This window comes from Seonamhaeicola sp. (genome assembly GCF_028281565.1).
Classification (GTDB): domain Bacteria; phylum Bacteroidota; class Bacteroidia; order Flavobacteriales; family Flavobacteriaceae; genus Seonamhaeicola.
Window position 1 is genome coordinate 94,922 of the sequence record NZ_JANQJQ010000014.1, and the last position, 22,283, is coordinate 117,204.

General features: G+C 39.3%; 14 protein-coding genes. 2 read left to right on the forward strand and 12 right to left on the reverse strand.

Annotation, left to right across the window (positions count from 1 at the left end; translation table 11 throughout):
* Positions 1 to 51 precede the first annotated feature (51 nt).
* Positions 52 to 1,731, forward strand: coding sequence for a glycoside hydrolase 43 family protein (locus Q0983_RS06910; protein ID WP_299550596.1), 1,680 nt, complete (start codon positions 52 to 54; stop codon positions 1,729 to 1,731).
* Positions 1,732 to 1,788: 57 nt separating this feature from the next.
* On the forward strand, positions 1,789 to 3,069 hold the full coding sequence (locus tag Q0983_RS06915; RefSeq protein WP_299550598.1) for a right-handed parallel beta-helix repeat-containing protein: 1,281 nt from the start codon (positions 1,789 to 1,791) through the stop codon (positions 3,067 to 3,069).
* A 304-nt stretch (positions 3,070 to 3,373) separates the two neighbouring features.
* On the opposite strand, the gene Q0983_RS06920 is transcribed toward Q0983_RS06915, so the two are convergent.
* From Q0983_RS06920 to Q0983_RS06975, 12 genes are all read right to left on the reverse strand, one after another.
* Entirely contained in the window at positions 3,374 to 4,327 is a 954-nt protein-coding gene (locus Q0983_RS06920; RefSeq protein WP_299550600.1) for a TIM barrel protein, read from the reverse strand.
* A 19-nt stretch (positions 4,328 to 4,346) separates the two neighbouring features.
* Positions 4,347 to 4,754, reverse strand: coding sequence for a hypothetical protein (locus Q0983_RS06925; RefSeq protein ID WP_299550602.1), 408 nt, complete (start codon positions 4,752 to 4,754; stop codon positions 4,347 to 4,349).
* A 76-nt stretch (positions 4,755 to 4,830) separates the two neighbouring features.
* Positions 4,831 to 6,402 carry a Gfo/Idh/MocA family oxidoreductase gene (locus tag Q0983_RS06930; protein ID WP_299550604.1) on the reverse strand — a complete coding sequence of 524 codons (1,572 nt, stop codon included), beginning with the start codon at positions 6,400 to 6,402 and terminating at the stop codon, positions 4,831 to 4,833.
* 45 nt (positions 6,403 to 6,447) lie between these two features.
* Positions 6,448 to 7,431, reverse strand: a complete 984-nt coding sequence (locus tag Q0983_RS06935) for an aldo/keto reductase (protein WP_299550606.1) — start codon at positions 7,429 to 7,431, stop codon at positions 6,448 to 6,450.
* A gap of 87 nt (positions 7,432 to 7,518) precedes the next feature.
* Positions 7,519 to 9,594, reverse strand: a complete 2,076-nt coding sequence (locus Q0983_RS06940) for a LamG domain-containing protein (RefSeq protein ID WP_299550608.1) — start codon at positions 9,592 to 9,594, stop codon at positions 7,519 to 7,521.
* A gap of 51 nt (positions 9,595 to 9,645) precedes the next feature.
* On the reverse strand, positions 9,646 to 10,722 hold the full coding sequence (locus tag Q0983_RS06945; RefSeq protein WP_299550609.1) for an aldose epimerase family protein: 1,077 nt from the start codon (positions 10,720 to 10,722) through the stop codon (positions 9,646 to 9,648).
* Between the two features lie 15 nt (positions 10,723 to 10,737).
* Positions 10,738 to 12,135 carry an SGNH/GDSL hydrolase family protein gene (locus Q0983_RS06950; protein WP_299550610.1) on the reverse strand — a complete coding sequence of 466 codons (1,398 nt, stop codon included), beginning with the start codon at positions 12,133 to 12,135 and terminating at the stop codon, positions 10,738 to 10,740.
* 2 nt (positions 12,136 to 12,137) lie between these two features.
* Positions 12,138 to 14,165: a glycoside hydrolase family 97 protein gene (locus tag Q0983_RS06955; protein WP_299550612.1), complete on the reverse strand. Its 2,028-nt coding sequence runs from the start codon at positions 14,163 to 14,165 to the stop codon at positions 12,138 to 12,140.
* Between the two features lie 6 nt (positions 14,166 to 14,171).
* Entirely contained in the window at positions 14,172 to 16,568 is a 2,397-nt protein-coding gene (locus Q0983_RS06960; RefSeq protein WP_299550614.1) for a glycoside hydrolase N-terminal domain-containing protein, read from the reverse strand.
* A 163-nt stretch (positions 16,569 to 16,731) separates the two neighbouring features.
* On the reverse strand, positions 16,732 to 18,225 hold the full coding sequence (locus Q0983_RS06965; protein WP_299550616.1) for a RagB/SusD family nutrient uptake outer membrane protein: 1,494 nt from the start codon (positions 18,223 to 18,225) through the stop codon (positions 16,732 to 16,734).
* Positions 18,226 to 18,235: 10 nt separating this feature from the next.
* Positions 18,236 to 21,268, reverse strand: a complete 3,033-nt coding sequence (locus Q0983_RS06970) for a TonB-dependent receptor (protein ID WP_299550619.1) — start codon at positions 21,266 to 21,268, stop codon at positions 18,236 to 18,238.
* A 23-nt stretch (positions 21,269 to 21,291) separates the two neighbouring features.
* A complete protein-coding gene (locus tag Q0983_RS06975) occupies positions 21,292 to 22,188 on the reverse strand; it encodes a hypothetical protein (protein ID WP_299550621.1) in 897 nt (298 codons plus the stop codon).
* Positions 22,189 to 22,283 lie beyond the last annotated feature (95 nt).

A 22,283-nucleotide genomic window follows, 5' to 3' on the forward strand; every position in this document is an offset into this window, starting at 1 on the left:
ATAATCAACGGGACCTCTATGACATCTAAGCCTAAATGTTTCTGGTTACATATGACTTTTTTCATACTGTATGCCTTTACTTCCCAAGCACAGGAAACGGGCAAATGGGGCGACCAAGGTAATGGCTTATTCAGAAATCCAATCATAGCGGGAGATTACAGTGACCCCGACCCCATTCGTGTTGGTACGGATTATTATATGGCAGCTTCTACATTTGAATCTTACCCCGGACTTACCATACTGCATTCAAAAGATTTAGTAAACTGGGAATATTCCGGAAGTGTTTTTAACAATTTAGCAGATATAAATAAAGATTTTAGATGGGATAAGATGAACAAATATGGTGATGGTATCTTTGCACCTTCTTTGCGTTACCACAATGGTAAGTTCTGGGTATTTGTTAACTTTTTTGGTGATGGGTTTTTTATGGCCACTGCAGACCATCCTTCAAAGGATTGGGAAATCCATCAAATAAAAGATAAAAATGGAAAGCCTTTAAGAACAACCAACTGGACCGACCCCTGTCCGTTTTGGGACGATAATGGAAAAGCTTATTTAGCATCCAGTCGTGTTGGCGAACAATGGTTTGGTTACCTTTTTGAGATGACCCCTGACGGCAAACAATTATTGGATGCAGATGTGGCACATATGAATTTAGAGGACATTAAATACAATTACCCAAAAGGAGGCACTTTGTTTTCTCCATTTCAATCTACTGAAGGCAATAAAATATATAAACGCAATGGTTTTTATTATTTAGTACATATTGAATTCTTGCCGGATGGCCAAGGTTGTGGCACTTACTTCATGCGTTCAAAACATATATACGGTACTAAAGACGATGGTACACCGGGTAGACCTGGCGATATTGGCAAATACGAAATCTACAAAATTGGAAATGACGATTGCGAAGGCGTTAACCAAGAATTCCCAGGTCAGGGCGGCCTTGTTGACACCCCAGATGGACGTTGGTTTTGGATTGGGCAATTCAATAGAATTAATACCGATAAATATAGAGTCCCGCATTTAGTTCCTGTAACCTGGATCCATGATTGGCCCGTATTTGGTTCTAATGTAAAAAATGGTAAAGGCCACATGCTCTGGGAAATGGAAAAACCCATTAAAGGATTTCCAATTGTTTATCCATACATCAATGATGATTTTAATGAGCCCACCTTAAATCCCATTTGGCAATGGAATCATGTTCCAAATAATAAAAAATGGTCATTAACAGAAAAAGAGGGTTATTTAAGGCTGCACGCCAGCAAAGCTAGTACATTTTACAAAGCTCCAAATACATTGCTACAGAGGCACTTTAAAAGCGATAGCACCTTTACTACTATTAAGATACAATTTGATGGTATCGTAAATGGTCAAAAAGCAGGTCTGGCCCACTTCACCGGAGGTGAAAATTATGCCCATCTGGGAGTAGAAAAAAAAGGGGATAATCGCTTTCTTTTTTATGAGCATGATGAGCAAATCACAGAAATAAAGGCATTGAAAGCGCATCAAAATACCCTATATCTTAAAACGAAACTGGGTATGGATAACATCACCCATTGGTTCTATAGTTTTGATGGCAGTAATTATATAAAAATCAAAAACACATATTCCATAGAAGCTAAAGGTTTTCGTGGCGATATGGTTGGTGTGTATAGTTACAATACGAAATCAGATTCAGGTTATATTGACTTGGACTGGTTTATATACGAGGTAAATAACAAGCCTTAATTGTAACTAAAAGATTTAGTGAAATACTTACTTCTAAACTATTTAAAATAAACCTTTATGAAAACTTTTAATTCATTTACAGGTGCCAATACCTTTAAAGGAGATTTATGTATCATGTTGATATTATTGGTCTGTACCTTAAGTCTTGGTTTTGCTCAACAAAGTTCAATAAAAAACATCATTTATGTCAACTCTAGTTTGAGCGCTAATGGGGATGGTTCCTCTTGGAAGACGGCATACAACTCTTTAGAAACTGCCTTATTACGAGCGAGTATAAAATCTGAAATTTGGGTAGCAAAAGGCATTTATTATCCAGAAAGAAAAGTTACCGGAAAAGATAACCGAGATCGCAGTTTTCACCTAAAAAATAACGTCACCCTTTTAGGCGGGTTTAATGGCACGGAGGAGACAAGGAATCAAAGAAATTGGAAAATAAACATAACCACACTAAGTGGAGATTTAAATCAAGATGATGAATCGGCTCAAAACCTTAGTGACAATGCTTACCATGTGGTTACCGGTAATGGAACCAACCAAACTGCTGTTATTGATGGTTTTACTATTTCCGGAGGTAATGCTGACCAAGATGAATGGCCCAATGACGGCGGTGGCGGTATTAATATTGAGGAAGGAAGTCCAACAATTAAAAATTGTACCATTACCAATAACCGAGCCTTTGCTGATGGCGGTGGCATTCGCGTTTGGGGAGATTCTAACCCCTCTATTAGTTTTTGTTTGTTTATAAAAAACGAATCCGTTCAGGAAGGTGGCGGCCTTATGAATGGCCCCGGAAGCCATACTAAAGTATTCAACTGTATTTTTAGAAACAATAAGACAGGCGAAGACGGTGCAGGCATGTATAATAACGAAACGACCCATCAGGTCATAGTCAATTGTCTTTTTTATGACAATGAAGCAACATTGACTGGCGGAGGCATGTATAATGTTAATGGCAGCGCTCCTTTAATAGTTAACTGTACTTTTGCTAATAACACTGCCAAAGAAGTTGGAGGTGGCATGAGCAACAGGGATAGCAACCCTATACTAAGAAACTGTATACTTTGGGGAAATAAGGCACCTAAAAACTTTGAGATAAACAATTTAAGATCTACTCCAGATATTGCTTATAGCATCATATCCGGAGGTTATAACGGTATGAAGATTATAGATGTTGACCCTGAATTTTCTGATAATAGATTTGAGCTATCAAATAACTCTCCAGCCATCGATTCAGGAATTAATGAAGTCTTTCCAAATGACATCTCAATTGATTTAAATGGAAATAGTAGAATCAATGATAACATCATTGATTTAGGGGCTTATGAGTTCTATAAATAAACTGTTTCCCCAATAACTTTTCCCCCTTATTATTAACAATTATTCATGGCCTATAAGTCGGCAAAAAAAAATAAATTTTTAGGTAGGGTAATTCTAAACGCTGTTGTTATAAATACAAGAGGGCCTGAGAAGTCAGGCATTTCATAGGTTTTTTGATATTTGGTTAGTTAGTGAGGTACTATATAGGTGAATTAAAAGTTTGCCTATATTAGTACCCCTAATTTTTAATAAGTCTTACTCGCCTTATAAAATTCAAAATAAGGTTATTAACATTACTAAAGCATACTATCCTGATTAATTTTACTTATTTGCCCAAGGAACCTACTTTGAGACTTATATTTCTCTTAATAAATTTTAAATCTTTCTCTATAGCTCTTAAGACAGATTTGGGCTCTAAAGTTAATTTTCTATCTCCGTGTTCAGCGCCTCCTAACGGATACTCCAAGTGAAGCGTAATATTTCCCTGAATCTGTAAATTTTCAAGAAGCTTAGAATAAGTATCAAAATCTACATCTCCATGACCCAATGGAACATTTTCAACATGAACGCCATCTTTGGTAGTTTCCCAAACAAAATCTTTTATGTCTAGAGATTTCACATACTTATGTATGGCCTTTAAATCTGTTGTCCAAGAATTGAACCCCTCCAGAGAGGCATGGCGCACATCATATCTTATCCCCAACCATTTTGGTTTAATACTGTTATAAACTTCCCTAATATCCCAAACAGAAGCCCCAAAATCATCCCCACTATGATTTTGATAGTCAGCACGAATATTATACGTTCCACATAATCTATCCAATGCCGATAATTTTTCTCCTATTCGTGTCAAATTAAGCTCTAAACTAAGGTTTTCTTCAAAATGATACCATCCCAATCTTAACTGTTTAATTCCCAAATTAGCAGCAGTTTTTATTATTTGTATAGTCTGTTTATCATTAGCATCAGTAATGGCAGTAGTTATTGTATCTATAATTAACCCTTCCGCTCTTATAGCTTCTACGGCTTTTGGAAGTTGCTCTTCAACCTCCTGGGGCTCAACATGACCACCAGGCCTAACGGTAAGATCAACACCATCAAACCCTAGGTTTTTTGCTACCTTGGCCATTTCTGAAAAATGCAACCATTGAAGATGTTTTGAAAAGATGTATACCCTACGTTCTTTGAATTGGCCTTTAGTAAACCTCCAATTGGGAAATCCAATAAAAACCAAACTTGAGGCACAAACAGTATGCTTTATAAAATCTCTTCGTCTCATTGGTTTTAGGAATTTTCGATTACGTTTTTTCAAAAAATGAATCTAATCCTGTTTTATTACTTGTGGGAAATAAAACGAGCATACCTAGTGTCAACAGCTCTATTAAAATTGGATTTACAATCTGTGCAGTACCTAAAGAAAAGCTGCATAAATAATATAACAACAACAAAAGTAGCCCAAAATGTTTGATGGGCTTTGACAAAATTCCCAGAACCAATGAAAACCCCACAATAATCTGTCCCCAAGGGTTTATAATATTTGTAATTCCTAGTAGTATATCATTCTCGCTAATAGAATGAAACAAAGGAGAGAACATATTATTGGATTGTTCTAGAAAAGCCTTTGCAGACCAACTTTGTTGGAATGCTTTTTCCAAACCTTCATGTAAAAAATGCCAGCCAATAGCTATTCTAAGTCCTGTAAGCACGATGAGTTCAAGGTTTGAGTATACTTTGGTCCTGGATTCTAAAAAAAGGGGATTCATGCCTCTAAGCCTTTATCAATTATATCATTATTACTTTTTCTTCGGTTTCATCCCAATCCACACGTTTCCCATTTTGATAAGCTAGGTTCCCCATAATAAAGGTAACAGACTCCTCAAAACCAGCTTGTATATCGCAACTAACTTTAGTTCCATATCTAATGGCATCTATCCATTCCTTTACATGAAGATACGTTGAATCTACTATAACACCACCATCTAAAGTTGTTCCAAGGCCTCTGGACTTATAATAATTTGCTGTTGCTCCAGAAATACCATCTACCTTCTCCACTTCAAACGGAAAAGTATATATAGGGGCTCCTTCTTTTCGTTGTAGATTCATATAAGCTTCATTATATAAATCAGGGAAAACATGTACCTCTGCTCCAATTTCCATTTGCGCCTTGGTTCCTAATAAGTGTATTCCACGGTCAAATCTACTTTTTAGGGTACAATCATAGGTAAGCGTGAGGCCTTTATCCGGATAGTTATAAATTACGTTATAAGAATCAGGGATATCCCTAGGGTCTTTAAAATAATAATTACCCCCTAAGGCTACAGCAGATTTTGGAATGCCAACACCTAAAACTTGATTTACACCATCGAAAGCATGTGTAAATTGGTTTCCTCCCGGTCCAGTACCAAAATCAAAATACTTCTGCCAATTAAAAAACTTGTCTAAATCAAAAGGCACCTTACCTGTATTTCTGATATACTCTTTCCAATTTACATTTGAAGCATTGGCTTTTGGGTCAATGCCTCTTATCCAGGCGCCAAAATCACTATTTCTATCGGTATAGGTTTCAATAGCCGAAACCGTACCAATAACACCCTGATCCAGTAATTGTTTGGCCTTTATGTAACTAGCTTGTTGTCTGTTTTGGTGCCCTAACTGAAAAACAACCTTACTTTGCTGAATAGCTTTGCGTAATGCTACTGCTTCCTCAATAGTGCGAGTCATTGGTTTTTCACAATAAACATGAACGCCTCGTTTTGAAGCTTCTATGGCTATTTCGGCATGCCACAAATCTGCTGTTGCAATCATAATGGCATCTATACGATCATTATTTAGCATGTCTCTATAAGTAGGATAAATTATAGGTGGTGTCACCTTTACAATTTTTCCACCAATCAATTTCTTGCTTCCAATTTTAGCACCGCGCTCTGCTCTAAGCGAGTACAAATCGCATACTCCCACAATTTCTACGTTCAAGTCTTCTTGCACTTTCATTTCCTCAAGAGTATAAGGATCTTCGGCTATTAATTCATCATCAATATAGCCCAAAGATCGCATCAGATCCGGACCGCGCCATCCTAGTCCAACCACCCCAATACGAAGTGTCTTAGCATCCCCTATTGGCTTGAGCTGCTTTTCTTTTTCTACCTCATCAAAATCAAGTCCAAGTTTCTTAAGCGCCTCTAAATAGTTGTCTGAATTACCGCTGTCTTGTACCTGACCAAAGTGCTGAAAAAACAATCCTAAAAAAGGTAGTCCAATCAGTCCCTTTATCAAGTTTCTGCGTTTGGTATTTCCAACGGTAACCTTTGGTGTAGCTTCTTGATACGTCTCTTCTGATTGAGATTGTTTTTCCATAGTTTTCTAAAACAGTTTACTTTATGCTAAAACTTTAAAAACAGATTAATAAACACCATGAATATGCTGATGCACTTGGTTGGCATAAAAGGCTTCTAAGCGTTTCATTAGACTATCCGGTAATGGATCTAAGGTGCTTGCCGTGGCGTTCCCAATCACCTGTTCTGTTGAACTTGCTCCGGGTATTACGGTTGATACGGCATCATGATCTAGGGTCCATCGTAGGGCCATTTGCACCATGGTCATATTGGGCGGACACAGCGTTTTAAGATATTCAGAGAGCGCTAGGCCCTTGTCAAATAGTAAGCCTGCAAAAGTCTCTCCAGCATTAAAAAACTTGCCGCCTTGATTAAAGTTTCTATGATCATTCTCGGCAAACTTCGTGTCCTTATTAAATTTTCCAGTTAGCAAACCGCTGGCTAAAGGCAATCTCACTATAATGCCGACACCTTTGGATTGGGCTTGCGGTAAGAGTGCTGTGCTAAGCTTTTGCCTGAAAATATTATAAATCACCTGTAGTGACTGCAGTCCGGGTTGTTCCAAGCAAATTAGGGCTTCTTCTACACTTTCCACGCTGGCACCAAAATGGGCTATCTTCCCCTCGCGTTGCAATCTGCCTAACCAGTGGAATATAGCGCCATCTTCCAGCACGGTTTGGGGTACGCAATGCAGCTGAAGTAAATCTATGGTCTTTTGGCCCAAACGTTCTGCCGAAGCCTCTACAGACTCCCTTAAAATAGCTTCGTTAAAATTGTTCCCCACCTTAACGGATTTTCCGAATTTGGTAGCAACCTTAATATCCACATCGGTAGTTTTTAAAAAGGCTCCTATTAAAGATTCACTCTGTCCTTCCCCATATTCATCGGCCGTATCAAAAAAACGGATACCCTGATCTACCGCAGTCTGAAGAATTTTGAAAGCCCTGTCATTATTCATATCGTCACCCCAATTTTTACCGCCCAGCTGCCAACAGCCAAGACCTACTTCGGTTACATGAAATCCGTTCCTACCTAATTTTCTACTTTTCATTTTTGCTTTTTTTTGATAGATCATTCTGTAAAAGGTCATTTCAAATACAGTATAAATCCCTTTTTATTTTTTAGAGTTTTAGGATTATTAGTTTAGGTTTAGTTTTACAGGTTCTCTTATATCTGTTTCAAGCCATACAATTAGGTCTTTAGATTCTAAAGTTTTTCTAATAGCATATCTAAACCTATTTGATAGAGGCCGAAGCTTATCGTTTACCTTTAAGGCGGGAATGTTATTCCCCCAGTTTTTTATGACGATGACCGGATTTACCAATGGAGCATCTTCCGAAGCATAAATAGCCATATTCAAACCATCTTTTTTAGCGTCTTTTTTAATTAAATGATACGCTCTGTCATTTCTGTTAAACCCTTCGTAAGTATACCCGTTACTTAGAACTTTTAACTCAGGAGTATTAATCCAAAACTTTGCAAATCCCGACAGATTTTGAATGGGTTCATCACTAAGCCCAAGTACAAAACGCCCTTCTAAAGGACCATTTTCAGTTTCGCGCTGCATTCCCGCTTCAGGCGATGTAATGGCAGAGCTGGTTACCCTATCGTTGGCCAAAACAAAACGTCCGTCACTGGGTATTTGTGATACGGGCCAATGATTCCTCCAATGAAATTTCGATAAACGATAGTCAATTTCCTTTCTCCCGCCTCCATAAGGCCCAATTACCCCTTTCTTTTCATAAATAAAAAAAGGTTTTGTTTGGGCCTTTACATTAATAACAGACAACACTTCATTCTCTATGGAATTTTTAAAACCACCACCTTGTAATTGTTCAGACGGCCATGTCTCAAAAGAATGGCTACTGGTTTCGCCGTCAAGGTTCATAAGGGTAACGGCAACCATATCTATATTATCTTCTGGCCTTTCGCCCTGTCCAGACAATAAGGCGGGTTCTGTTATGCTATAGCCATCATCATAGCCATGTATCATATAATACCTTACGGCCATACCGTCTGGATATATATAGTAATATTCATCGGCCCAATCGCCCCAATTGGTTACCGGATCCGTATTTGCAATGTTGTAGTTCACATCGGTAAGCGCATAGCGCCAATGTACCACCACTCGGGCGGCACTATTTTCTACAATACGAATATGGCTGTAGCGGTTTTGCTTATCAGACATATGTTCCATACAACCTAAATCTCCGAAAGTTTCCGCACTTTGGTCGGCTATCCACTTCCCATTTTCAGACACCAAATTCATGTTGTAATTGGTACCTTTCCAAAAGACCATGGCATATTTTTTATCATCGAATGTAACAACCACATCCGGAAATTTATCATCTCTCCAAAGTCTATCCCAGTCCTCATCATAGTTTAACTTGGTATAATAGGCGCCAAATTCTGGCTGTTCAAGCTGTATTTCGGGTAGCTTGCGCCATTTTAACTGCGGTGCATTTTTAGGTTCTAGTTTCCTGTAGGTATGTTCCAGTTCCGCTTCAGACTTAACGGCGGCTGTAATCTTTAATTCATCAATCAACCCATCGAAAGAATATTTAACGGGCACATCCACAAAGCCTGCTCTATTGAGGGAGGAAGGAGGCATGGGCCTATGGTTTCTGGCTATCTGCATGGGAAATTCGCGATCATAAAGCAGGTCTCCTTTTACAGCTAATGCTCCCGCTAATTCCCCATTGATATAAACCTTCATTCCCATTTCAGGATCATAGGTGGCAGCAATATAAGACCATTGCATAAAGGGAATGGTTTCCGTGCTAATACATTGACGCCACTGCCTTGCAATTGCAGCATGCAAACCAACCCTTCCTTCGGCATCGATACCAAAGAAAATACCGCGGTGCTTTTTATATTCTTGGTTATATATGGCACACCAGTTCCATGGGTAGGCCTGAGGGGCCACCCAGGCTTCAATGGTAAAAGGCCCGGTAATTACAGGAGCGGTTTCTGCTTCCCGCTGTATGGCCGTGGTAAAACCATCGCATTTAAGTGCCTTGCCTTGAACACCTTCAACCAATCTGTAATACCCCGTTATACTATCTGAAACTGCACTGGCATGATCCATTATGGCATCATCTGCAACCGCATCAAAGTTCCAATATCCTAAAAGCGGTGCATCAGTTTGCCCATGTAATTGGATGCCCAATATGGCCATCGTTATAAAAACTTGTACTCTTTTTGTAATCTTCATAATGCTATAACTTAGTAATTAACCATCAGTATACGCTCCCTGAACCTAGTTTTAGTCTTTAACCGAAAACTTAAAAATAGTCCGTGTTGCATAGGTATCTTCAGGAGCTAATACGATTTCCGGAAAAGCAGCTTGGTTCGGGCTATCGGGAAAATGTTGCGTCTCCAGGCACAGCCCAGCGTATTTTCCATAGGAACCATTAAGGTAATTCCCTGAATAAAATTGTATGCCCGGTTGATCTGTGTAGACCTCCATAAACCTACCACTCTTTTCATGGTAGACCTCTGAAACTAAGGGACAGGCTGCTTCATCTGTGGTGAAATCAACCGATTCATTTATAACCCAGCAGTGGTCATACCCCTGCCCTATTTTCAGTTGTTCATTTTCTTGATCTATATCCTTTCCAATCTTTTTAAAGGCCCTAAAATCGAAGGGGGTATTTTCCACATCGGCTATCTCGCCAATGGGTATGAGCGTTTCATTTACGGGCAAATAACGATCGGAATAAATCCTTAATTCGTGGTTAAGCGTGTCTTCCTCGGTGTTTCCCGATAAATTAAAATAAGCATGCTGGGTTAGGTTAATAATGGTCTTCTTGTCTGTGAAAGCCTCATAATAAACCGCTAAGGCATTGTCGGCTGTTAACTCATAGGTCACAAAAGTCTCTAGGTTTCCGGGATAACCTTCTTCACCATCTTCACTATAATAGGACAGTGTAATGGAAACGGCATTGGCTCCCACGATTGTTGAAACAACTTCCCAGATTTGCTTATCAAATCCGTTTTCACCGCCATGTAGGCTATTGGGGAATTCATTTTTAGGCAACTGGTAGTGTTCCTCATCAATATAAAAGCTACCATTGGCTATTCTATTACAACAACGGCCGGCCACGACCCCGAAATAAGGACCATTATCTTCAACATATCCTTCTAGGGAGTCATGTCCTAAGACTACGTTTTCTAATAACCCTTCTTTATTGGGTACATTAATCTGGGTAATGATGGCACCGTAATTAATTATTTCCACTGCTACATTATTTTTGTTTTTCAGAATATGGCTTTCAATCTTTTCTCCGTTTGGCATTTGGCCATAGATGCTTTTTTCAATGGTTGGTCTGTTGGTATTCAATGTACTTCTTTTACGTTATAATTTCCGTTTAATTTCATAATGATGCCGCTTGGGCTGGTTGGCTATGTAGATGGCATCAACCATAGTCTTTGATTTGGATTCCAGGGCACCCACAACCGAGTAGAACTCCTTCTTTAAGTAGTTTTCTAGGCCCATGTTCCGCACCCTTAAATAGCGCTGGTAATCCGGGTCATTTACTAAATCTTCCTCTTCCTCTTCTTCTTCCTCATCTTCGTCTCCCAATTCCAAACCTTTACGCAACAACCATTCGTCCCGTATTCTTTCTACTATTTGCTCGTTCCGTTCTTTATTGATCTGGGCCACCTTAAGCGCCTGTTGGTATTGCGGTGTTTTTTCATTGTTTTGTAATGCGACACCCGCTGCAAAATCTAAATGGGAATAGGTACCTACAAGGGAGCCATCAATCATCAACTCATAGTCGCCCGGTTCCAATCCAACCACCTGCAAAAGTTCCTGGCCCATTTTAGAACCTGCCTCGGCAAGCTCAAAGGCCATTTGGGCATCATTGAGCACCACCCATGGCAAGGCGTTCGCTTTAAAATCAAAAGCAATATTTGTTGGACTCTGACTACTGATCATACCATTTTCTGCGGTATAGGTCCAAGTGCCATCTTTATGATCGATTAGAATCTTAGAAACCGTGGTATTCGCTTCAATACCCTTGAGGAAGGAAAGCGCCATGATAAGCTGTCCATTATTTTCAGGATGCACGGCGTCTGACACAAAAGTGAAATTGGGATCCTTTTTCCTGGCCATACGGGTATAATGTGTTAAATCGCCATGCAAATCGGCGTAACCATATCCTTTTAATCCCGCTATTTCGGCACACCAAGCCCCAAAAAATGATAGTACCGCATCATAATGTAAATCTTTAACTTCCTCCTTTTCAACCCAATTTTCACCAATCAAACCTTGCTGGGTATCATATATTGTTGGTGTTAAAAGTATGGTCTTGACCTTAGCTTTATCAAGCTTATTGGTCAGACTGGTCATGCTGTTCTTGTAGGTACTAAAAATAGAATCCTGCCATTTTACATATTCGCCATCATTCATCCCAATTAAAATACTCACATATTTAGGCTGGTGCTTTAAGATGTCCTCATCTAATCTTGTAAGGACATGTTCGGCAAAATCACCAGATACCCCGGCATTTATTAAATTGATCCGTTTATTGGGGTATCGTGTATAAAAATAATCCTCAACATATTGGGTGTAGGCACATTGATGGGTGATACTATTTCCTATAAAGACGAAGGTATCACCATCTTCCAAGACTATAGGACTCAAGGTCTTTTTAAAGTTTTGGGAACCTGCATATAATGGTGCTAAGCATAGCAAGAGCCAAGCAACTCTAAAAATTTGTTTTAGTTGTCCTGTATACCTTATATGCATAGTTATTTTTTCTTAAATCGAATGGCCAAACCACCACTTCTGGCAAGCTTTATTTTTAAAACATCGGTATTACTGACATCCTGAGATTCTATGATATAAGCCATGGGATTTTGAGCATAATCGGCCGCATCACTATCTCTATAAATTTGTGCTTCATAAGTTCCAGCCTCCAAGAAATCTAGTGTTATTTCTAATGTTCTGGAATGCGCATCTGTAATAGCTCCTAGAAACCAATCCTCAGAGTTTATATCCTTTCTGGCCGTTACAATATAATCTCCTATTTGTGCATCTAATATTTTGGTTGTTTCCCAATTAACAGGGACATCTCTTATAAATTGAAAAGCATCTAAGCGCTTTTCATAATTTTCAATTAAATCTGCTGCCATTTGTATGGGACTATAAATGACCACATATAAAGCCAGTTGTTTGCAAAGTGTTGTATTAACCTGGTTATGCTCCTGTTGCGGAATATCAATTTGAAAAATTCCAGGGGTAAAATCCATAGGCCCTCCCAATAATCTAGTAAAGGGCAGAATGGTTAGATGTTCTGGCGGATTACCGCCGTTTTCACCCCAAGCATTAAACTCCTGACCCCTAGCAGATTCCCTAGCAACTAGATTTGGATAGGTCCTTCTTAAACCCGTAGGTTTTATGGCTTCATGGAAATTAATAGCAAGATGATACTGCGCTCCTTTTTCGACAACTTTATTAAAATAACTTACCCCGTATTGACTGTGATGAAACTCCTTGGTGTCTAAAATGCGGTTTACATGCCCCACCTTCACGCTCTTGTAGCCTAAGTCTTCATAGAGTTTAAAAGCATCATCAATTTGATTTAAAAAATTTGTGGTATTTGCACAGGTCTCGTTATATGCCTGTATGGTTACATCCTTAGACATCGCGTAGTCTTGCAAACCTCTTAAATCGTATCTATCATGAGGTTTTGTGAAATTTTGATTTGGCCCCCAATCGCTATGCCAGTCTTCTTCGAAACCTTCATTCCAGCCTTCTACCAAAACTTCGTCAAAACCGTACTTGGCGGCAAAGTCTATATATTTTTTTGTGTTTTCTGTAGTAGCGCCAACATTTGGCCCAGGATTCCAGGTCCAATTACCAATATGTATACCCCACCAAATGCCGATGTATTTCATCGGATTTACCCAAGAAACATCTCCTAATTTATTTGGTTCATTTAGATTGATAATCAGGTTTGACTCAATTAAATCACCTGGTTTATCTCCTATTTGAATGGTTCTCCACGGTGTTTTAAACGGTGTTTTAAGCTTTACTTTTACCCCATCTTGCCAAGCATATAATTCACTTTTCAATGTTCCAGCTTGGGTTGTCTTTAAAGCCATACTCGAATAATCAACCAAGGCCGCTTCATGTAAACTAATGAACTTCCCATTCAGGGTCTTTATGGTAATTGGTGTTTCGGCTGTTTCAATGGCTCCTAGCTTTGATTTTTTGTAATACTGTTCATATTTCCCATGGAAAAATGCAGGTATATGCCATGCTTCATGCTCTTTAGTAAAGGCAAATTCTGTAAGTTCATTCATAATATTAACAGAATCTATCTTTTCTTGTTCAGGCACTAAATATCTAAAACCAACCCCGTCGTTAAATACTTTGAATTCTAATGAAAGCTTTCTTAAAGATTCTTTTTCTTCCAAATGAACTAGCAGACGTTTATGATGATCTCTTACCAAACGATTTTGTCCCCATGGTTGTTCCCATGTTTCGTTGGCTTCGGTAACTTGAAAATCTTTTATTTCCAGATTAGACTTTAAAGACGGGATGTTTTTAAATTCAAACCCTAAATTGGCATTAGATATTAAAGTGTCATTTTTATGAATAATAGAGTAAGCCATATTGAAGTTTGAGTTGTCAAATTCCAATATGATATTGTTATCAGGTGAGCTAATTGATATTTTGTTCTGTTCCGTTTTATCACAACCTAAAACAACGGTAATTATAACTGCCGATAATGCACACCGCACCAGGCATGTAATTCCTAATTTATTTATCATTATATCCTAAAAGTTAATTTGATGTGATTCCCCTATTTCACCTTGGAAAGGAATTACTTGATCTCCGAATTTTATCTTGGTAGAGCGCCCTGCTTTTGAAGTTATGGAGACTTTAAAAGGTTTGCCTTCCTTCCATTCCATATCTACAACAAAACCACCCCTGGCGGGTAAGCCTTTTACTTTACCATTAGGCCAGTCTTTTGGCAATGCGGGCAATAACTCTATTTCATCTAATGTTGATTGCAATAACATATAGGACACCACTGCTGGCAGACCACCACTTATATCCATATTGAAAATACTCTCGGGATCGTGATAAGACACAAAACCAGGTGTCCAATAGGAGTTTACCAGCCAATTAACACATTCTTTTGCCAATGCGGTATCTTTAAGATGGGCCGAGGCCATTCCCAGCTGTACCAGCCCAAAGGCCATGACGCCGCCATTATTATCACGTCTGTAAACCATTCTTGCTTCTATAGCTTTTCTGGCAGCCTCTTGTAGTGCTTTATCATCTTTAAATTCTGGATCCATGCCGTCATACAACGGATATAGATGTGAGGCGTGCCTATGGTCATTATTGTTTTCATAGCCATCCCATATCCACTCTTTTAACTCTCCATTGTTATCTATGGCGTATTCTGGTAATGCTTCTAATATACCTTCATATTCTTCAATGCTCTCTTTTGGTATATAGCCTTGTTTTGCCAACGTTATTAAATTTCTGAGTAACTGTTTCATGGCCGCCACATCCATAGTGGCGTTAATGGCCACAGGATGTTTATCCAAAGGTCCTATTTCCGGTGAGTAAGAAGGAATAAACATATAATCTCCTTCTCCCGTTTTATATAAAATCTGACTTAAAAAGTCGTAAGCCTTTAGCATAAATGGTAGTGCCTTGTCTTTAAGGTATTGCTCATCCATGGTGTATAACCATTTGTCATAATGAAAATGGGCTGCCCAGGCTGTTCCAGCATACCAATATAAGTGCGGAAAATATTCGGCATAATGGAATACACTTCCAAACTCGCTAGCTCTTGAAGGCACATAGATACCATCCAGCCCATACATGGCCCTGGCATTATACTTAAAATCGTCCATCATGCTATCCAACATATTTAAATAGGCATCTGTCAACTCTTGATAGTTGGTATTTAATCCTAATGCTATTACCGAAGGGACATTACCATTTAAAGTAAAATCACCTGACCAAGCAGGTCTCCATGTACCACCCCATATACCTTGCAATGCTGGAGGCGTAGCCCCGGTGCTGCTAATAACATTATATCTACCTGCTTTAAGGGCTTGTACTATTAAATCTGGATTGGTACTTTCAAAACTGGAGGAAGCCAGCAATTCATTAGATGTAAGGTATATACTCTTATTCTCTCCCAGCTCAAGACTAAATCTGTTGAACATTTCGCCATGAATCTTTGCATGTGGTGACAAAAGCTTATCGTAGGAAGGCTCCAGGGCATCGAGTTTATTTTTTAAAGCTTCTTTTTGGTTGCCTTCTGCTTTATCGTAACTTAATTTTATAGCTGAAAGCACCAAAATTTCATCGGCATTTGTTACTTCTATGGAATTTCCCTTTAACTTGACAGAACCATTTTTATTTATAATCTTAGAAAGCACGCTGTATGATTTTAAAGACCCTTCCCATTCCTTTTTAAAAGTGGTCTGGTACGACAAATAATGATCTTCAGCCGATATATTTAAACTGGTGAATGCCGTAGGGTCAAATACTTCTTCGTCATCTTCGGCTTCCAACTGTGGTAATTGATTTAAAAGAAAGGTGTAATTAAGTTTGCTACCCGTTGGGCTCTTAATATGAAAAACAGCAACATTGTCTTTTCTTGATACAAATGCTTTTCTTGTAATGACTTCGCTTTCCGTGCCATAATTCACAGCTACTTCTCCCGTTTCATAATTTACAGTTCGCGCATATTTTTCATTTTTAATAGGCTTTATGGCCTGAAATTCCAACTGGCATGCTGGAATATGCGGGTTGGTCCATACAAAATCATCTACAATACCTATTTTCTTTCCTTCCTCTACAGCCACCATTGAAGCCTCTTTCTCCTTACCTTGAAAAATAAGCGTTCTTATATCATCCAATCTACTTCCTAAATTTGGAGCCTTTAAGGGCTCATATTCTGGCATGAATAGTTTCTCATGACTTAATACGATTCTATCTTTATGGACATCACCTGGAATTAACATGCCTATGGTACCATTACCGCTAATAGCAGATTCTTCCCATTTAGAAGCCGGAGCCTTACTTAAAAACCCATGCTTCGGAAAAGCTTCAAAAATTTCTTTTGTATTTGTCTGGTTTATTTTCGACTCACAGGAGCACAAACAAATAGCAGCTATCAGATATATAAAAGGCTTTCTCTTCATTGCAATAAATGTATTCTAATTTTTTATACGTCAAGGTATTAAAAAGCACCATGCCAAATGATAATCAAAACTCTGACATGGTGCTAGCAAAACTATTAAAACAACTAAATTTCTTCTTTGTTAAAGACTATCAACACGCAATCTTTAATAAAGACAGTTTGCATTAATTAGCTTGGTTGGGCTTTAAATTGGCATTCGTATCAAGTTCTAATTGCGGAATTCCGGCAACCTCATCTTGGCCATCAGTAAATGTCGCAAAATTAGCATCTTCAACTTGCTGCGCATTATTGTATTTCCCCCAACGCCTTAGGTCAAAATATCTCCAGTTTTCTCCTGAAAGTTCCAGGATACGTTCTTGCTCCAACTGATCTCTAAAGGCTGTCTGACTTCCGGCAGCTCCAGGATAAGCAGTTAGTAATGCCGGTCTTCCGGATCTTGCCCTTACCTGATCTACATAGGTTACGGCCTGTGCCGTATTACCGCCGGCATTTAATGCTTCGGCATACATAAGCAAGATGTCGGCATATCGCAGAACAATATAGTCTGTTCCGCCATCTTCTTCGAGCGCGGTACCATTACCATTATTTTCTACATGTTCCTGTTCCGAATATTTATAGAAACCGGTTAATAATTCTGGATTCGGGGCAGCTTCGGCCCATACATCTCCAGTTAACCCGTAATAAGTAAGCTCTGAACCAGGATAGATAATGGTTTGGTCCATTCTGGAATCCTTGCTTCCGGAAGCAGTTTCTTCCCTAACAAAAGCATTAAATATCATATTGGTACATTGTATATCTCCAAATGCACCGCCTTGTTCAGATACACTGAAGATTTGGTGACGTCTGTTGTTATCTGTTTCATTTGTTGGACCGTTTTCAATAAAGTTTACCACAAAGATAGCCTCTGGGTTCACCTCACCGGTCTCTCTAAAGTTATCGGCAAAATTTGGCAATAAACTGTATTGGCCTGAATCAATAATGGCCTTAAGTAAAATTTCGGCATCTGCATAGCGTCCTAACTGAAAATAGTGCTTGGCCAACAGGGCCTGAGCGGCTCCCTTGGTAACTTTACCATATTCGTTTACCGGCCAGCTCAATGGCAATTTATCAATTGCCGATATTAACATGCTCTCCATAAGGGTATAGATCTGTCCATTTTCAGCAGAAAAAGGTCGATCTGCCGGCACCTGCACTTTATCAACATATGCTACGTTTTCTCCAAAAAAGTTCACTAAGTTGAAATAGCCAAGTGCAATCATAAACTCGGCCTGACCGGCAACTTCCGGCTTATTGAAGTTAGGCTCATTTTGTAAAACCTGATAGGCCCTACTAATTAAGGTATAATTACTGGCCCAGTGGGGTCCACCGAAGGCATTGGTATCCGATAAGGTGAAACGCACCAAGGCATTAAACTCAAAGGGGTGTTCATTGGTACCTTCATCAGAAAGTCCGGAATATAGGATATGTAAATTTTGGCCGTACATATCTCTTGATTGTAGGGCATCATAGGTTGCAATAACCCCCTTATTAAGATCATCTACCGTTTGCCAAAACGTAGCTTCTGAAACGTTAATAGGATCAATTTGGTCCAATTCAAAACACCCAAAGAATACCGTGGTTAACGCTAAAATGTAAATAGATTTTATTTTATTTTTCATAATCATGTTTTTATAATGAAATATTTAAACCTGCAGAAATTGAACGTACAACAGGATATCCTAAACTGGCTTCACCTGCCGTAAAGAAACCGCCTTCAAATTCTGGCTCTACACCGTTGAAATTGGTCCATGTGAATAAATTTTGTCCAGACACGAACACTCTAAGGTTATCCACGCTCTTCCAAGGTACGATATAACCGATCTGTAAATTTCTCAGCTTAACAAAACTGCCGTCTTCTACATAAAGGGTACTAGCTCTGTAATTACCGTGATTCCCATCTGTCTGTGGTCTTGGATAGGTTCCAACACCATCAATATACGGGTTATAATCTGCGGGATAATTACTGGCAATATCGCCATGTAAGCCTTGAAGGGTGCCATTGAATACATCACGACCAAAAAGCCCTGAAAGGAATACCGTGAAATCCCAATTCTTATAATTAGCACTGAAATTCAATCCGAAGTTTACATCGGGCAATGTATTTCCGTAAGCAACGCGATCATTTTGGTCAATGATATTGTCACCATTAACATCTCTATACTTGGCATCGCCAACCATGGGCTCAAATTCATCTACAAGGAACCCTGGAGGCAAGGCATCGATTTCCGCTTGGGTATACAAACCTTGATACTCCCAAAGGAATAATCTTGCTCTTGGCGAACCTACCGTTGTAAGAGAGTTTCCAACAATTCCGGTAAAACCAGCTGGTACACTCTTAACCGAGGTTCTTGTAGCAAAAGCATTGGCACTAAGCGTATAAGTAAAATCACCTTTTAATTTTCTATAGGTAAGCGCTGCTTCCCATCCGTTCTGCTCATTGGTAACCGCATTTAATTTAATGGTATTTTCAAATCCTACACCCGCTGATGCCGGAATGGTAATGTCTGCCAATAAATCTTCGACCTCACCAAAGTAATAGTTACCTTCAAAGGCTAACCTACCATCAAACATTTCCAGGTCAACACCAAAGTTATATTGCTTAACCCTGGCCCATGTTAAACTGGGGTTCCCTAAAGCACTAGCTCGTGTAGCGCCTGAGGCTGAAATGCCATTCGGGCCTAAGTTATAGTTAGGACCACCTAATCCTTGGTTTATGCCTGTTACACCAATATAGGCGTTACTATCGGCATCATTGTTTCCTACCTCACCGTAAGCAGCTCTTAGTTTTAATTGGGAAATGTTCTTGACATTAAAAAAGGATTCGTTATGTAGGTTCCACCCTAAATCCAATGATGGAAATATATCGGATCTATTATCTAAAAATATAGAATAACTATCCCTACGCACCGAGGCCTTTAACAAATACCGATTATCATAATCATAGGTAAATCTTGATATCAAGGACTGCGTAACGATAGTACTGCGATCACTTCCCACGGTTGGCACCCCGGTAGTGATAGGCGACGCCGACGCCAGCTCAAATAAACCTGCCCTAAAAGCATCTAAGGTTTGATCAAAAGAAACACCCGATGAAAAGGCTGTCTCCTCTAACTCATTATAAGCACCCATTAAGGAAAATGCATGTTTTCCAAATGTTTTTTCATATGTCAATCTATGCTCTAGGTAAGTATTCATAGATTCTGAATGCCCTACCGCTAAAGCGGAACCAACAATGGTAGTTCTTCTAATTTGATTTCTAGGGTTATACGCTTTTGTATAACCATGGGTCTTTTCTATACCCACACCAAAATGATAATCAAGTCCGTCAATTATATTAAAATCAACATTAAGATTCCCGAAGATGTTAGTGCCTTCATCCGTATTCTTATACAAATCGGCGTAACCAATTGGATTGGCCGTAAAACTTAAATTGTTAAAATCGCCATGTCCATAACCACTTAACCTGGTTGGGTCGTACACAGGAATAACAGGCAACATATCGATGGCGGCACCAACACCCACACCTGCTGTTGCCGGATTATCTTCATCTACGGATCCACTAGCCCTAGTTCTGTTAATGGATAAGTTTTCGCTAACCGTAAGACGGTCCTTAATAATATCAAATGAACTATTTAAACGGATACCCGTTCTATCAAATTTTGGTCCTGGCACCGTACCGTCCTGATAGGTGTAATTCACACCAAATAAAATGGTATGACGATCGCCACCACCAGATACGTTAATATTGGCATCTTGCAATGAAGCGGTTCTAAAGACAGCCTTTTGCCAATCTGTATCTACACCTGGCAAATTAAAGGCATCAGCTGGCTGTAAACCACTGGCATTTGGCGAGTCAAAAGCCGCTCTAACGATACGCGACCAACCGGCGGCATCCATCACGTCCAGGCCTTCTGCAATTTGTTGAAAACCTGTTGTTAAATTGGCATTAACGCGCAGTCTTCCCTTTTTACCTTTTTTGGTAGTAATAAGAATAACCCCATTTGCTCCACCGGCACCGTAAATGGCCGCAGAAGAAGCATCTTTTAATATCTGGATATTCTCTACATCATTAGGTCCTATGGTAGGCACACCACTGAGTATAACGCCGTCTACAACGTAAAGCGGTGTATTGTTATTAAAAAAGGCTGAGCCACGAATTCTAATATCACCTACAGATCCCGGCTCACCATTGGCGGTAACATTTACCCCGGCAGCCCGTCCCTGAAGACGATCGGTTATATTGGTATACTGGCTCTTTTCTGTTTCTCCAACATCAATAATGGAAACCGCACCCGTTAAGGAGCTTTTCTTTTGTCTACCATACCCAACTACAACAACTTCATCAAGTTGGTTGCTATCCTCTTCTAAGGTAACATTTACTGTAGTCTTACCAGCAACATTTACTTCCTTAGTAACAAAACCAATATAGCTAACCACTAAGGTGGCGTTGGCATTACTAACTTCCAATGAAAAGGCCCCATCAAAATCTGTAGACGTTCCATTCGTTGTAGATTTTTCAATTACGGCCGCTCCTGGCAAAGGCTGTCCACTGCCATCCACAACCTTACCTGTTACGGTAGTTTGTGCCCCGGCAATAGATTGCACTCCAATAAAAAGCACTAAAAGCATTAGCACCTTCTTTATATCTTTTATATATTTCATGTTATCGTATTCTTGTATATTAATTATTGTTGCACCCCTAGCTTTATGTTATCAAGCCTAAATGTATCCCCTGATTTATTGGTATTAAATCCAATACCGGCAACAGAAGAAAAATCGGCGTCATAACCGGCATTCTCTAGCAACTCCTGAAAATTATCTACCCTGATATTATTAAAATTAGGATCGTTCAAGACCAAATCCAGGCCAAGCTCGGACAGAGGAATAAAGAACTCTTCTCCAGCTACAAAAAAGAAAGTAATAGCAGTTGGATCGGCTATACCGGCATAGCTGAACTCAAATCTCGGCTCTTCAGAAGCGTCTACAGGCGTAAAGAATATCTCGAATCCGGCCCAGGTATCATCTCCTGCGGCCACAGCAGGACCGATCAACAGGTTACCAGAGTCTATAAATGTCGTGGCTGGTTCCCCAGTCCAAATATCGGTCGCACCTGCAATTTCGGCCAGCTTTTCTGGCAAGGGACCATCGGTTAAATCAAAATTATAGTCTACCAGGAAGTCTAAATCCTCACCCGGTTCAACCGTTACATCGACCGTAGTTTTAGCCTCATTTCCGCTTGAGTCTATAATAGTAATATCTAAAACCGTTGTACCTATTGCAACAGACTGCAGCACCAATATGGAACCATTCATACTTGCTTCCACAATATTAGTATCTCTTGAAACCACCGTATAGGTTAGGGCATCGTTTTCCTGATCCCTTACATTTGTAGATAAATCAAACTGCTTAGGCTTGCTTATCTCCTTAAGAATCTTGCCCTGAATAGCAGTAACCGCTGGCGGCTGATTAATGATTAATACATCTGCAAACTCTAGTTCAAGTGGATTCTCGCAGGACATAAGCCCCAATACGAGAGCGACCACCAGAGTCACACAAGTAAATTTTTTGTCGTTTTTTCTCATAATCTTAACTTAGTTTAGTATAAAAATTTTGGTAAATATAGATAATTTAATTTACTTTTTAAACATTAGTAAGAAAGATTTTTTATTTCATATTT

What these genes read in the sequence shown, in the direction of transcription:
- Q0983_RS06935 (WP_299550606.1), bottom strand. Translation starts at nt 7,431, where the DNA reads ATGAAAAGTAGAAAATTAGGTAGGAACGGATTTCATGTAACCGAAGTA.
- Q0983_RS06975 (WP_299550621.1), bottom strand. Translation starts at nt 22,188, where the DNA reads ATGAGAAAAAACGACAAAAAATTTACTTGTGTGACTCTGGTGGTCGCT.
- Q0983_RS06920 (WP_299550600.1), bottom strand. Translation starts at nt 4,327, where the DNA reads ATGAGACGAAGAGATTTTATAAAGCATACTGTTTGTGCCTCAAGTTTG.
- Q0983_RS06930 (WP_299550604.1), bottom strand. Translation starts at nt 6,402, where the DNA reads ATGGAAAAACAATCTCAATCAGAAGAGACGTATCAAGAAGCTACACCA.
- Q0983_RS06970 (WP_299550619.1), bottom strand. Translation starts at nt 21,268, where the DNA reads ATGAAATATATAAAAGATATAAAGAAGGTGCTAATGCTTTTAGTGCTT.
- Q0983_RS06910 (WP_299550596.1), top strand. Translation starts at nt 52, where the DNA reads ATGACTTTTTTCATACTGTATGCCTTTACTTCCCAAGCACAGGAAACG.
- Q0983_RS06940 (WP_299550608.1), bottom strand. Translation starts at nt 9,594, where the DNA reads ATGAAGATTACAAAAAGAGTACAAGTTTTTATAACGATGGCCATATTG.
- Q0983_RS06960 (WP_299550614.1), bottom strand. Translation starts at nt 16,568, where the DNA reads ATGAAGAGAAAGCCTTTTATATATCTGATAGCTGCTATTTGTTTGTGC.
- Q0983_RS06965 (WP_299550616.1), bottom strand. Translation starts at nt 18,225, where the DNA reads ATGAAAAATAAAATAAAATCTATTTACATTTTAGCGTTAACCACGGTA.
- Q0983_RS06955 (WP_299550612.1), bottom strand. Translation starts at nt 14,165, where the DNA reads ATGATAAATAAATTAGGAATTACATGCCTGGTGCGGTGTGCATTATCG.
- Q0983_RS06950 (WP_299550610.1), bottom strand. Translation starts at nt 12,135, where the DNA reads ATGCATATAAGGTATACAGGACAACTAAAACAAATTTTTAGAGTTGCT.
- Q0983_RS06915 (WP_299550598.1), top strand. Translation starts at nt 1,789, where the DNA reads ATGAAAACTTTTAATTCATTTACAGGTGCCAATACCTTTAAAGGAGAT.